Below are 13,365 nucleotides of genomic sequence, written 5' to 3' on the forward strand. Positions count from 1 at the left end.
TAACCCCTTAATCCTTTTTAAATGTAAAAGGGCTGCTTGGTTTAGACACACTTGATTTTGAGCCTCCTGATGGTTTCTGGCCGCCGCCCTGGAATTGGGAAATGACACCCTGTACTGCTGAAAGGGCCTGGCTGAGATTACTGATGTACCCCTGCATTTGATTCGCATCCATTTGCTTAAGAGTACCCATGATACTTCCCATCCAGTCATTTTTTTCTCTTCTGGCTTTTGTGCTTCATCTTTGTTTTCTTTATAGGAATCCCACCTTGAATCTTCTTCCCCAAGCAAATACCAATCCTCATATAATTCCTGCCAAGTTGTATTTCCAGCCCTGACTTCCTTGATGATTTGCGGATTCTGTTTTACAAACTCTTTAAACTTTTCGACTGAGGGATGAAGTTTCGTTTTAGTCATGCCATATCACCTCGTTCTGATGCAAATGCCTATAATACCATATGAATAGGAATGGAAAAGGTGAATGAAATGCCTGCTATATTCAGCCATTAAAATAAATTCAAAAATTCTGCCATTAATGATAATATATGAATGCAGAAAGTTATCGAAAGGTGAATTAGAATGAACAGAGAACTTATGGAATTATTTGATCAGTGCACCAAGAATGCAACTGAGGAAGAATTGAGCGCCTTAGAGTCCCTTCTATTAGGTTTTCATAAAAGACAGACCGGTCAAAACAGTTCCTATATCGGCGGACTTCTTCATATGGAACGGCAAATAACCGCGGATGAATGCATTCTGACTGTTCCTTTAAGTCAGATAGTCAATAATCCGCTGGGCATTCTCCATGGAGGAATAACCGCAACCATTATTGACTCTGCCATGGGAACACTTGCAGCATCACTTCTTCCTGAAGGCTTTGGGGCTGTTACGACACAGTTGAACATTCATTATCTTGCAGTTGGTAAAGGAGAATACGTGACATGCAGAGCGACGATTGACCATAAGGGAACAAAAAGCATGGTATTATCTGCAGATGTACTCCGCTCGGATGGAAGAAAAATTGCTCAGGCAACAGGCAGCTTTTTTATCATTGAAAAGAAGAACGTTAATAATTAAAAGCAGGTGGGAAAATGGTCACCGCTATCGTTATACCAATTATTTGCCTTTATTTTTTTGGCTGACAAAAAAGGAAATGCGTGAGGGTTATGAGAAGTGGGCAAGCTTAAAAAATGTCCCTGAAGAGGCCATAATGTCCGGCGAAGTCGTCCAGATCAGCGAGCGCAGGCAGCGCTATAATTACAGCCGCTATGTTCATGTTCTTGAGCTGACCATCCAAACAAAGAGCAACAAACATTCCAATATTAAAAAAATCACCCCTTTAATGAAAAATACCAGAGTCCCTTCTGTAAAGATTGGCGATTCTGTTCACCTATATGGAAATTGGAAGGATGACTTTTTCAGGTTGGCCGTATTCAAAATGCAAAAACTGAAAAAGAGCCTCATACTTAGGCTCTTTTTAATTTTAGGTTTCTTCATCAGTTTTTTTTATGAAATTTTGCGTATAATGCTTTTTATAAACTCCAACTCCAAGATGTGTAAATTCTTCGTTCAGCAGACTATCCCGATGGCCTTTGCTGTTAAGCCATCCTTCAACGACGGCGAGGGCATCCGTATAATTTGCAGCTATATTTTCCCCTGCAGCCTCATATGAGACTCCCCCAGCTTCAAGGCGGTCCGACAAATCTCCATAAGTTTTAGAAGTATGAGAAAAGTCATTGCTTTCATACATATCTTTACTATGGGCAAAAGCTGCAGCTGCAGTCATATCATCCCATTTCAACGGCTGTAAATGATGTCTGACCCTTATTACATTTGTAAGGTCAAGAATTTGCTTTTCTTTCGCTCTCTCTACATCTTCCTCAAAGGCAGGAGAAGCCAGGGGGCTCCAATAATTCACCACGGTAAACCATTTCATACGGGCGAAGCTTAATTAAGGTGGCTGCATCCATTACTCTCACACTGGAGAGTGTCCCTGTAAATCTATCTATATTCAGCTGTGCATAATACTCTCCAACCATAACCAGCGGCCTTGTATTCAGGTCATCTTCGGACAATTCGAAACGATATGAGCTATCTTTTACTTTAAGGTTGAAATCTGTTTCAAAAAAGACGGATGCATATAATTCACCAATGGGCTGCCCTATTTTGAAAGGATAAATGTCTGCATCTTCACCTGTCGCAAACAAACTAACCACTTTATTTTTGCTTACTCCAGCCTGAATGTACTCAGTACCGCTTTTATTATATATCCACCATTCGTAGCCATAGAAAGAAGGATCTATTCTTGAGGGTGCTCCTAAACTTTCTTTAAGCTCCGCAGCGGATTTCCCTATAAAGGATACCATGCCTTTTTCAGGGAACCCTGTATTGGAAGATAAATTATTGTCATCGTTACTTATATCCTTAATTGCATCAGGCTGTGTATTTTCCTGATTGACAAGTATTTCCCCTTTCTCATTACGTCCAATATCTATGTAAAAGCCCGCTGCCAGAAAAATGGAAATCAAAACTAAAATTCGAAAAAGTGCCCTCAGAGAACAGTCCCTCCCTTCTCTCATTCATTGTATTTAATGTATGTAAAAAGTATAACTTGCAGTGTGTTCTGCATAATGGAACCTAATTAAAATCATGCAATCTATACTATTAATCATACCATTAGGTGTATTGTTTATCTATTCTTTTCACTGAGTTCCCCATGTAAAATAATCTATGTATACAAAGAGCGGTTTCCTTATTAGATTGCTGTTTTGGTCTAGGCAGATAATAAAAAAAGAACACCCTAATGGTGTCCTCTTAATGCTGTGCTTCAGTTCCGTGTTTTGAAATATCAGTAAGCGCTTCTCCAGCCTGGTCATCCGTTAAATGACGGACAGCAAAGTCCCCGAGAGATACTATTCCAACAAGCTTGTCACCTTCCACAACAGGAAGCCTGCGAATTTGATGTTCAGCCATCAAGCGTGCAGCTTCCCGAGCCTCTGTATCCCTGGTAACGGTTACTAAATGGCTGCTCATAATATCTTCTACTTTGGATGAAGCAGGGTGTTTTTCTGCCACACAGCGAAGAACTATATCCCGGTCTGTTATCATTCCTACTAGCTTCTCATTATCCACAATTGGGATAGCCCCTACGTTTAATTCTTTCATCTTAACTGCCACTTCATACACATTGTCCAGTAGAGAACAGCTTTCAACATGGCCGGTCATAATATCACGAATCATTTCCATTTTTTATCCTCCTTGTTTTTTCTCAACAATAAATATGGTCCAATAGTGACCGTGCAGGCCTCCTTGAATATAGCCAACACCAATATGTGTTGCCTTTTTGCTTAGAATATTTTCCCGGTGGACTGAGGAATTCATCCAGGCAGCAAACATTTCATCAGCTGTTTTATAGCCCGCCCCAATATTCTCCTTTACGGTCAGGAAAGAAATCCGCTGATTCCTTAACATTTCAATAGGATTTCCATATGTAGGAGAATTATGTGAAACATATTCTAATTTCATCATGTCCAAAGACTTTTTCTTGGCTGCACCATTCAGATGCAAATCGGCAGATAATGGTTTAAGCCTTAATTCTTTTCGTTTTTGGTTGGCAAGCTTGATAAGCTCAATTTCATTCACATCCATTTTGGGAATAGCAATTTCCCTTCCATCACCGGGAATGATAATAATTTCACCAGGAAAAATTAAATCAGGGTTTTCTATTTGGGGGTTGCTATTAATAATTTCTTGTAAATCCTGCTGGAATCTTAGCGCAATTTCCCAAAGAGTGTCCTTTTGCTCAACCCTGTAATCTGTTGCTGCGCCCGCATGATCTGCTGTGAAAAAAATAAGAAAAAGAAGATAATAATGGTTTTGAATTTCCGCAATTGACGCTTCCCCTTTCACAGTTTGGCAGCACCGAGTTTATATTTGCTAATGTTAAGGCAGCCAGTCATTCAATTATGGCATTTCAACTAACGTTCTTTCAGAGATCGATGTTTTCTTGCATGAATCCGTTGCAAGTTATCCTTTTTTCTACTATTATTAAATTTGAGATAAACTTGTTAAAATTATGCATGGATCGTTCATCTGAACCATGGATTGTTTTCAGGAGGGACAATTATGAAATTTGAAAACACAGGTCTGGAAAATAAAAAAGCAGACTTAACCCGCTTAGATGAAGTAATGCTTTCACACGGCCTGGTCCGTGAAGGGCAATGGGATTATGAAAGAGTTACATATGACCGTAAGTTCGAATTAAAAGAGGGTGTATTTTACCTTCGTGTGTTTGGATATGCTGCTGAAGGAGATGTAGGTGCACATAGAGCAAATATCCAGCTTATGACTCCCCTGCTTGGCAAACATTATTATCCGCATGGGGTAGAATACGGTGAAGGAGAAACCTTCCCTAAATCATTAGTAAGTCAATGCGAAAAAATTCTAAGTGAGATCAAAGCAGAGATTGACCAATTCGCTGAGTAATTTTTGCTTTTTCATTATGATTTATGAATTTATTTTTAACATGGAAAAGACGCATGAACATCATGCGTCTTTTTACATTAGCTGTATGACCTTCAAAAAATCATCGTTCCGGAAGACTGTTTCCCGCAGGTATAATTTTTTGAATTGAGAGATCAACTCTTTTAACTTCCAGACCGGTTAAATGAACAATTTCATCTTTGATTTCTTCCTGAATCTGGAGAGTTTCTTCCAAAATATTTTTTCCCTTTATAAAGTTAAGCTTAATCTTCAGATATACTTCAGTGTTTTTAAAAGATATTGAGATCGGGTCTTTTATTTTCTTAAAGAATGTGAATCTTTCATGATTAAGAGGAATGACGCTTTCTCTTTCCTGCAGGGTCGATTCTACGATTGCGGAGATTATATCACTGGCTGCCTGAATCGTCTCGAAGTCAAGATGATCATTATGCATCTTTCTTTCACTTCTTTCTGTACGATTTATTATATATCGGGCAATAATCTCTCAGTTTTAAACCAAATTACTTTCAGTTTTTATAATATTTAATGCATACTATAATCAAAGTGTTACGATCTTTTGATGGTTAACAAAATTGGGGAAGGGGACTTATTTTGTCTGCGATATTCACAAAACGTTTTTTATTAATATTGATTGCTGTAATTCTTATAACTGCCGTTTTTTATTTCATTTTGCCTGTTTCTGTTCCGCTGATTGTTGCATTTATTACCGCATTAATCCTGGAGCCGGTTGTGAAACTGCTGCAAAATAAAATAAAAATAAACCGAAGAGTATCCGTGCTGATTACTTTTCTAGGATTTGTCCTCTTCATTGGCTTATCAGGCTATTTTATTACGACAAAAGTGATAACTGAAGCCATTAAACTTGTTGAGAATGCTCCTATGTACATTAATGAAATCACAAAAGCATGGCTCAGGGCAGAAGCGGACTTTTCCAATGCCGCCAAAGACCTTCCTAAAGACCTTGTTGATGAAATAAGCAACCAGATTCAATCCTTCTTGAATAAAACGAAGAATGACCTTGTCGCTTACGTAAATATTGATAGCTTAAAAGCACTTCTGACAAACATCCCGAATTATCTTGTCAGTTTCATCGTATATTTGATTGCATTATTTTTGTTTTTAATAGATCTTCCCCGATTAAGGAAAGGCTTATATAATCACCTTACAGAAAAAACAGCAGATAAAGTCAAGTTTATGACTTCACGGCTGTCCTATGTCGGATTTGGCTTTTTTAAGGCCCAATTTCTAGTAAGTGTGATTATCTTTATCGTTTCCCTGATTGGATTATTATTCATCAATCCAGAAATGGCATTGATCATGTCTATAATCATTTGGATTATTGACTTTATCCCTATTATTGGCTCGATTGTCATTCTTGGCCCATGGGCATTGTTCCACCTGCTGACAGGAGATTTAGCTATGGGTACACAATTGGCAATTCTTGCAGCCGTCCTGTTAATTATCCGCAGAACAGTAGAGCCAAAGGTAATGGGCACCCATATAGGGCTATCTCCGCTTGCTACGCTAATAGCCATGTATCTAGGCCTGAAACTCATCGGAATACTGGGCTTCATTATTGGCCCATTACTGGTCATTGCGTTTAATTCCGCAAAAGAAGCAGGACTTATTAGGATGAATTTCAAAATATAAACTCAATGAATAAGTAAAAAAGCGTCCACTAGGACGCTTTTTCTTTCCTGCATACATCTCTACTGAGTTTTCTTAAAAAAAGTCATAGAAAAAGGATTGTTGAACAGGAATTTTTCTTTCCAGTATCTCAGCATCATTTCTTGGTCCTTTAATTTCGCCTAAATCATATAACTCCATTGGCCTCTTATAGCCAATTATAATCGCTGAAAGGGCATTGATAGACAAGTGCAGACCTCGAGCTGGAGGGTTTGTGCATCGGCTTCCTTCTTTTTCTTTAAACACCCTGACACCATCGCCTGCAATTAAGTAGCTTCCATTATTCCATGGCGCATGGTGATCCTCAATATGCAGAAAGACATTTTCACTATTTTCATTGAATGAATATTGGCTGAGACACTTATCAGCATTGACGATTCTCCCCATAAAGTAAGGGAAAACCTCCATTTTTAAATGTGGCTGATTCAGGTAATAAGGAAATGGATCGTGTACTGATGTAATGATCTTTACTTCCCCAACCATCGAATCATGCTGACAGATAAAATTCCATAAATTCACTCTGGCTTCCTGATTTAAAGCCGTAAATTCTTCGACCTCCATTTTATTGTCTTTTACTTTGAATAAAATATAGCCCTGTCCTTCACCTGCTTCGTCAAAGTACACCGCAATCTGATAGTCTGAATAAACAAAGTTCTCCCACCAATATGCGTCTCTTACAAGCCCGCCTGAATAACGGAGCATATATTCTTTATAAATTTTTTCTATGGTTTTTGTGTGCTGGTTCTTAGTATATCGTTTAATGGTCCCTGAAGATTTTCCGGCCATTTGTAAATCTATTTTGTTAATAAGGGATTTCTTATATTCGGTGAATATCTCCCATCCGAATTTCCGATAGAAAGAAATATTAAAAGGATGCAAAAATGAAAAAGCTGATCCTTTTTGTCCATCTCGATCAAAGCGTGCTTTATCAGGCTGCTTACATACCCTTTTCTCCTGAATTCAGGATATGTTGCCACACCTGCAACACCTCCCATGTTCCATTCAAATCCATTAATATGAACTTTAAGTGGGATGATGTGGAGCTTCGCAGCCAGACTTCCCTCTTCCCAGATACCAAAAATGGAATGATTTTTTAATCGGTCCTTCCTGGCTGGGATGTCGGCTTCAGGCACATTGTACTGAAAAGCATACATGGAAAGCTTCATGGCCTCTATATATTCATTCTCTGATAATTTTCTTACAGACACAACATTCACTCCCAATTAAATATCCTTATAATATTCTCCATAAATTTAATAAGTCCTTTTAAAACAGGAAGTGGATATAATTATAAGCATAAAAATACCGCTGAATAGATAGCGGCATCTTTAACCTGTTACGTACCCAAAATCGCCTTAATGACAGAGGTTGTTTCTCCGCCGTGATAGAAAACATACAGCAGCAAATAGACTGCAACACCTGTTATGCCAGTAAAGAACCAGACCACACTAGTAACCGGGCCTAATTTTCTATGTGCTGCCAATTTATTTTTATAGCCTGTATATAATGAGATAATTCCTAATACTGCTCCTACAGTTGCAAGGGTAATATGAAAAATTAAGAAAATTGTATAATAAATTTTTATATCATCAGGGCCCCCAAAAGCAGTATTCCCTATAAATACTGTTCTGCTGGCATATATGATAAAGAAAATAACAGCAAACACAGCAGCCAAGGTCATTGTTTTTTTATGAGCTTCAAGCTTCTTTTGGCTAATTTGGACCCATCCAATCGCAACCGTTATTGCACTGAGTACAATAAAAGTAGTGCTGATGGTAGGCAGTATAGGCAATGAGTATTCCATAGATTCTTCCTCTCTCCAATATCGGTTTGAAATTCAGCAGTATGTTGTTGATTAGTACAAAGTTAATTTTAGTAGAGTGCACTGTTTTTTTCAACAAACTGTAAGGGCTTTTCATAAAAGTTCCTTAATTGTTCAATATTTATCAATTAGTAAGTGATAGATTTCATTGCTGGTTTAAGAAAAAGGAAAAATAAGTATTTTATAAAAAAACTCCAGCCGCTGACTGGAGTTTCATTATTTTACTAAATGCGGATTTAGCATTGTTTCTTCCTCAGAAGGTGTAATTTCCTGTTCTTTTTTATACCATGCATAGAAGATTTGCGCGAGGATGATGCCATAGACAATTTCCTGGATGATCTTCATAATTACGCCGCCAAGCTGCTGGTCGTGTATAAGTGACATTGAATTAAACATTTCGGGTCCGCTGAGGTTCAGGCTTGCCAGTGTTGCAGAAGGGACACACAACTGAAGCGCCTGCGCCCAGGCATTCGGATCAGAATATGTGTTGTACATTGGAGTATCTGCAAATATGATCAGTGCACACGCTGGTGTCAATAAAACACCATTGGCAAAAACATATCCTACCTTTTTCAGACCGTCAAGGGATTCCATTTCAGGGAGCTCATTAATCGTCGGCCACCACATAAAGATTGCAAGCAGGAACAGAGCAGATGTATACACAGTATGGAACATCATATCTGTTTTGACTACATCAAAAACATCCGGTATGTGGTAAATGGAAAATACTCCATTAAACAGGATTATGGCTATTAATGGCTTTGTAAAAAGACGGAATACAGGTTTAATAGCTTTGTGATTAATCACTGCTCTCCATAACCATTGAGGGACTCCCATGACAACAAGGGGAGGAACAACTAAATACAGGATAGCCATTTGAATCATGTGGGCATAGAACATTAAATGGCCCATCAAATCCACAGGGGAGCCCTTAATTACATATAACACGATCATCGCGACAGTAAAATAAACACCCTGCCTTCTAGTTAAAGGCTCGCTATTCTTGAACTTTCCGCGGTACTTTATTGTAATCATATAGTAGCCTGTAAGTATCAATAGTACAAATAAAAAGAAATATGGACTCCAAAGTGCACGAAAACCGAATATGTCTAAAGACATGCTTTCACCTCATTCAATATTGCTCAATTGCCATAAACGCATCCTGCCATGAATATTCTGCTTTCCATCTTGACAAGTATCATTATACTCTTTTCAGCCTGTAATCTCAATAAGTCAATAAATGCTTATTAACTTGCTAAAGCTGCGTTACATAAAAAGAAAATCGGCCATCAGCCGATTTTCTCTTATACTTACCACCAAATAACAGTCAAGAAAGCAATGATTGTGATAAATCCGACTAATGCTCCGGAATATAAGAACAATGCAGGTGCTTCATGACCTTTGTGACTCATATGCATGAAATAATATAATTGAAAGATTACTTGCACAATAGCAAGAATCAGGATGAATGGAACAATAAACCATCCAGAGAAACCTTCATAACCTGCTGCTACGAACGCAACAATTGTCAGGAAGATCATAAGTGCAAAGGTGATAACTTGATGTTTCATCTCTTCTGCACTTTTTTTGCGTCTATATTCAATGTCTACTCTTGGGTTACCTGAGTTTGGTTGTTGATTGGCCATCAGTTTATCCCACCATTCCCATTAAATATACTACAGTGAAGATGAATACCCAAACAACGTCGATGAAGTGCCAGTACAGGCTGGCAACATAGAACTTAGGAGCATTGTAAAGGCTTAATCCCCTCTTGCTGTTGCGGATCATTAAAGTAGTGATCCACAGTAAACCAAATGCAACGTGACCACCATGGAAGCCGACTAATGTATAGAAAGCTGAACCAAAGGCGCTGCTTGTAAAGCTATGATGGAATTCATGCACATAGTGATTGAACTCATAAATTTCCAATCCTAGGAATCCAAGTCCAAGCAAAACAGTAATTCCAAGCCATAGCTGCATCTTTTTAAAGTTAAAATTCTTCATGTGGTACATAGCGTACACGCTTGTTAACGAGCTTGTTAATAATAGCATCGTCATAATGAATGCCAATGGAATTTCAAACAAGTCCTTCGCTAAAGCCATATCACTGCTAGGTACTTTATCTTTTAAAGCAAGGTATGTTGCGAAGAGGGATGCGAATAGAACCGTCTCTCCCCCAAGGAAAAACCAGAAACCTAAGAATTTGTTCTTGGCTTCGAGGGTTTGCTTTTCAGGCGACGCCGGCCAAGTTTCATAAGTCATTTTTTGTTCAGCAGCCATTATGCCTTAACCCCCTTATCATTATTATCTTCCAAATCTTCTTTATGAATGTGGTATCCATGATCATCCTTAACAGAACGAACAAACATAGAACCTAAGGTAATAAGCATACCAGCGATCAGGACTGGAATACCCCAGCTATGCTCCGCTCGGTACATTGCACCAAATGCAGCAACAAATAGACCTAAAGAAATTACAAATGGAATGAAAGAGTTGTTTGGCATATGAATATCACCAAGCGGTTCAGCAGGTGACATGCCTTTTTTGCCTTCCATTTTTTCAAGCCAATATGCATCAAGACCGCGAACCAGCGGAAGCTGCTTGAAGTTGTAGAATGGAGGCGGTGATGGAATGGCCCATTCTAAAGTACGGCCATCTCCCCAAGGATCATTGCCAACTTTTTCATTTTTAACACTTGTAATGACAATATTAATTAACATAATGATTACTGCAGCTGCCATGAAGAAGGCACCGACAGTACTAACCATATTTGCCGTTTCAAGTCCCTGTCCAGGAAGGAAGGTGAAGATGCGGCGAGGCATTCCCCAAAGGCCGAGGAAATGCTGGATAAAGAATGTTAAATGGAATCCAATAAAGAATAATACGAATGTAATTTTTCCAAGGAACTCGTTTAGCATTGTTCCGAACATCTTTGGCCAGTATAGATGTGCACCTGCAAATAATGCAAACACAACACCGCCGACAATAACATAATGGAAGTGAGCAACTACAAAGTAGCTATCATGGTACTGATAATCCTGTGCAGCAGATGCAAGCATTACACCAGTTACACCGCCGGCTACGAAGGAAGGAATAAAGGCAACAGCCCAAAGCATTGGAGTTGTGAACGTTATGCTTCCGCCCCACATTGTAAATAGCCAGTTAAAGATCTTAATACCAGTCGGTACTGCAATCGCCATAGTGGCAACAGCAAAAATTGCGTTAGCAATCGGCCCCATACCAGTTGTAAACATATGGTGAGCCCATACCATGAATCCTAAGAAACCAATAAGAACCGTTGCGAATACCATGGAAGAGTATCCGAAAAGACGCTTTCTTGAAAAAATCGCAAATATCTCAGAGAAAATACCGAAAGCCGGCAATACCAAGATATAAACTTCAGGGTGACCAAAAATCCAGAAGAAGTGCTCCCAGATAATTGTATTACCGCCCATTGCCGGATCAAAGAAGTTAGATCCAAACATACGGTCGAAAATTAACAGGAATAATCCTACTGTTAAAGCAGGGAATGCAAACAAAATCAATGCAGATGTAACAAAAGTTGCCCATGTGAACATCGGCATACGCATGTATGTCATACCAGGAGCACGCATGTTAATGATGGTAACAAGGAAGTTAATACCCCGATTAACGTACCAGCCCCTGATATCTGCAGCCCAAGTGCATAGAAGTCGATCCCATGCCCTTCAGAAGCAATTGATAAAGAAGCATAAGAAGTCCAGCCGGCATCAGGAGCTCCGCCTAAGAACCATGATAGGTTCAAGAAAACTCCGCCAAAGAAAAACAGCCAGAATCCTAAAGAATTCAAGAATGGGAACGCAACGTCACGCGCACCGATTTGAAGTGGCATAACTGCATTCATAAAAGCAAAAATTAGTGGCATAGCCGCCAAGAAGATCATCGTTGTACCGTGCATTGTTAATATCTCATTATACAATCCGGCACTTACAAAGTCATTATTTGGTACTGCTAGCTGGATACGGATGAACATGGCTTCCAATCCGCCAAGCAAGAAGAAAAATCCGCCAGCTATAAGATAAAGGATTGCGATTTTTTTATGGTCAACTGTTGTTAAGTAATCCCATAAAACCGCTCCGAAACCTTTTTTTGTGCTAAGGTACTCACAATTTTACCTCCCTTTTCAAAAATCCCCTATTGTTCGGTAACTTTCAAGCCCATTAAGTATTCTGTAAGGGCATCAAGCTGTTCTTCAGTCAATTCGCCATACGTACCTGTCATTTTATTTCCAGGCTTGAATGTCTCTGGATCTCTTAACCAATCCTTAAGATCTTCCTCAGTATGGTCAAGGATACCAGCAATACGGTCACGATCACCGAAGTTCGTTAAGTTAGGAGCTAGACGAGCTGCTTCAGGAGCAGTGTTAGCCGGTGTTACAGCATGACAGCCGATACAGCTGTTATTGAAGACTTCCTGACCAGCTTGAGCCAGATCTGTCTCTGCCTTTTTAGGTTCTTTAACGTCCTGCATGGCAGTTACCCATTGATCGAATTGATCTCGTGGAACCGCTTTAACTTTGAAATCCATTAGAGCGTGGGAAGGACCACAAAGCTCAGCACATTTTCCATAGAAGAAATTATCAGCCTCAGCAGCCTTTTCACCATCAAATTTCAGCCAGAATTTGTTCACATTGTCAGTGTTCGTATCCAGCTTACCGCCTACAGCAGGGATCCAGAAGGAGTGCTTAACATCTGAAGCAATAAGATTGAAATAAACTTTTTCATCAGTTGGCACAACCAATTCCTGGCCAGTGATAATTTCCTGGTTTGGATATTCAAATTCCCACCAGTATAAGTTTGCACGCACATTAACAACAAGTGCGTCTGTTTTGCCTTCTTCATTCTTCTTTTCCATTGGGCTTACATCTGCAAGCTTAAAGGTAGCAGAAACTGTAGGTACAGCAAGAATTAGAAGCAAAAGAATAGGAATAACAGTCCAAATGATTTCCAGTTTGTGGCTTCCTTCAACTTGTTTTGGAATTCTGTCGTCCTTGCGGCGGAATTTAAAAATAACAATAAAGAAGATTACTGTTACGACCGCAATTACTCCTACCATAATTGCAGTACTTAACACCATCAAATCAAATTGTGTTTGCGCCACTTCGCCGGCAGGATTCAGCGTAGATAAATACGGTTTGCCGGAGCAAGCGGAAAGAATGAGCGCCATCATTGCAAACAGAGAAAAAAGACGCCACTTTGCAAGCCTTTTCATAGCTTAATCAAACCCCTCTTTCGTAAAAAATTTCATTTTTTGAATTGTTTGATCAAAAAATATGGATAAATCCTCTCTCGTTACTAGCGAAAGAAAGAATTTCCTAA

The 13,365-nt window shown here is 39.1% G+C and carries 13 protein-coding genes and 3 pseudogenes; 3 read left to right on the plus strand and 13 right to left on the minus strand.

The window, feature by feature from the left end; translation table 11 throughout:
• Positions 1-7: 7 nt before the first annotated feature.
• Positions 8-414 (minus strand): annotated as a pseudogene (locus M5V91_RS12685) (YlbD family protein).
• Positions 415-576: 162 nt separating this feature from the next.
• Here M5V91_RS12685 and M5V91_RS12690 point away from each other — a divergent pair.
• Entirely contained in the window at positions 577-1,074 is a 498-nt protein-coding gene (locus tag M5V91_RS12690; protein ID WP_009330931.1) for a PaaI family thioesterase, read from the plus strand.
• 406 nt (positions 1,075-1,480) lie between these two features.
• Here M5V91_RS12690 and M5V91_RS30975 read toward each other — a convergent pair.
• The 3 genes and pseudogenes from M5V91_RS30975 to M5V91_RS12705 all read right to left on the minus strand — a co-directional run bounded on the left by M5V91_RS30975 (position 1,481) and on the right by M5V91_RS12705 (position 3,906).
• Positions 1,481-2,576, minus strand: a pseudogene (locus M5V91_RS30975) (CAP domain-containing protein).
• Positions 2,577-2,811: 235 nt separating this feature from the next.
• Entirely contained in the window at positions 2,812-3,243 is a 432-nt protein-coding gene (locus tag M5V91_RS12700; protein WP_009330934.1) for a CBS domain-containing protein, read from the minus strand.
• A 3-nt stretch (positions 3,244-3,246) separates the two neighbouring features.
• A complete protein-coding gene (locus tag M5V91_RS12705; RefSeq protein ID WP_284522187.1) occupies positions 3,247-3,906 on the minus strand; it encodes a CAP domain-containing protein in 660 nt (219 codons plus the stop codon).
• 216 nt (positions 3,907-4,122) lie between these two features.
• Between M5V91_RS12705 and M5V91_RS12710 the strand changes: the two genes are divergently transcribed.
• Positions 4,123-4,482 carry a YugN family protein gene (locus M5V91_RS12710; protein ID WP_009330936.1) on the plus strand — a complete coding sequence of 120 codons (360 nt, stop codon included), beginning with the start codon at positions 4,123-4,125 and terminating at the stop codon, positions 4,480-4,482.
• A gap of 100 nt (positions 4,483-4,582) precedes the next feature.
• On the opposite strand, the gene M5V91_RS12715 is transcribed toward M5V91_RS12710, so the two are convergent.
• Positions 4,583-4,933, minus strand: a complete 351-nt coding sequence (locus M5V91_RS12715) for an Asp23/Gls24 family envelope stress response protein (protein ID WP_019381692.1) — start codon at positions 4,931-4,933, stop codon at positions 4,583-4,585.
• Positions 4,934-5,091: 158 nt separating this feature from the next.
• Between M5V91_RS12715 and ytvI the strand changes: the two genes are divergently transcribed.
• Entirely contained in the window at positions 5,092-6,150 is a 1,059-nt protein-coding gene (gene ytvI / locus M5V91_RS12720; RefSeq protein ID WP_009330938.1) for a sporulation integral membrane protein YtvI, read from the plus strand.
• A gap of 72 nt (positions 6,151-6,222) precedes the next feature.
• Here the strand turns inward: ytvI and M5V91_RS12725 are convergent, their stop codons facing one another.
• The 8 genes and pseudogenes from M5V91_RS12725 to coxB all read right to left on the minus strand — a co-directional run bounded on the left by M5V91_RS12725 (position 6,223) and on the right by coxB (position 13,258).
• Positions 6,223-6,972, minus strand: a complete 750-nt coding sequence (locus tag M5V91_RS12725) for a GNAT family N-acetyltransferase (protein WP_284522188.1) — start codon at positions 6,970-6,972, stop codon at positions 6,223-6,225.
• 8 nt (positions 6,973-6,980) lie between these two features.
• Positions 6,981-7,394 (minus strand): GNAT family N-acetyltransferase, encoded by a 414-nt coding sequence (locus tag M5V91_RS12730; RefSeq protein WP_284522189.1) that lies wholly within the window; start codon positions 7,392-7,394, stop codon positions 6,981-6,983.
• A 128-nt stretch (positions 7,395-7,522) separates the two neighbouring features.
• Positions 7,523-7,990, minus strand: a complete 468-nt coding sequence (locus M5V91_RS12735) for a DUF420 domain-containing protein (protein WP_009330940.1) — start codon at positions 7,988-7,990, stop codon at positions 7,523-7,525.
• Positions 7,991-8,224: 234 nt separating this feature from the next.
• Positions 8,225-9,127, minus strand: coding sequence for a cytochrome c oxidase assembly factor CtaG (gene ctaG / locus M5V91_RS12740; protein ID WP_009330941.1), 903 nt, complete (start codon positions 9,125-9,127; stop codon positions 8,225-8,227).
• Positions 9,128-9,318: 191 nt separating this feature from the next.
• Positions 9,319-9,654, minus strand: coding sequence for a cytochrome c oxidase subunit IVB (ctaF, locus tag M5V91_RS12745; protein WP_009330942.1), 336 nt, complete (start codon positions 9,652-9,654; stop codon positions 9,319-9,321).
• Between the two features lie 4 nt (positions 9,655-9,658).
• A complete protein-coding gene (locus M5V91_RS12750; protein ID WP_009330943.1) occupies positions 9,659-10,288 on the minus strand; it encodes a cytochrome (ubi)quinol oxidase subunit III in 630 nt (209 codons plus the stop codon).
• Positions 10,288-12,080 (minus strand): annotated as a pseudogene (locus tag M5V91_RS12755) (cytochrome c oxidase subunit I). The gene M5V91_RS12750 and the pseudogene M5V91_RS12755 overlap by 1 nt, the downstream one beginning before the upstream one ends.
• A gap of 101 nt (positions 12,081-12,181) precedes the next feature.
• Complete coding sequence (gene coxB / locus M5V91_RS12760; protein WP_009330945.1) at positions 12,182-13,258, minus strand: cytochrome c oxidase subunit II; 1,077 nt, start codon at positions 13,256-13,258, stop codon at positions 12,182-12,184.
• Positions 13,259-13,365: the final 107 nt, after the last annotated feature.

The organism is Cytobacillus pseudoceanisediminis (assembly GCF_023516215.1).
GTDB lineage: Bacteria > Bacillota > Bacilli > Bacillales > Cytobacillaceae > Cytobacillus > Cytobacillus pseudoceanisediminis.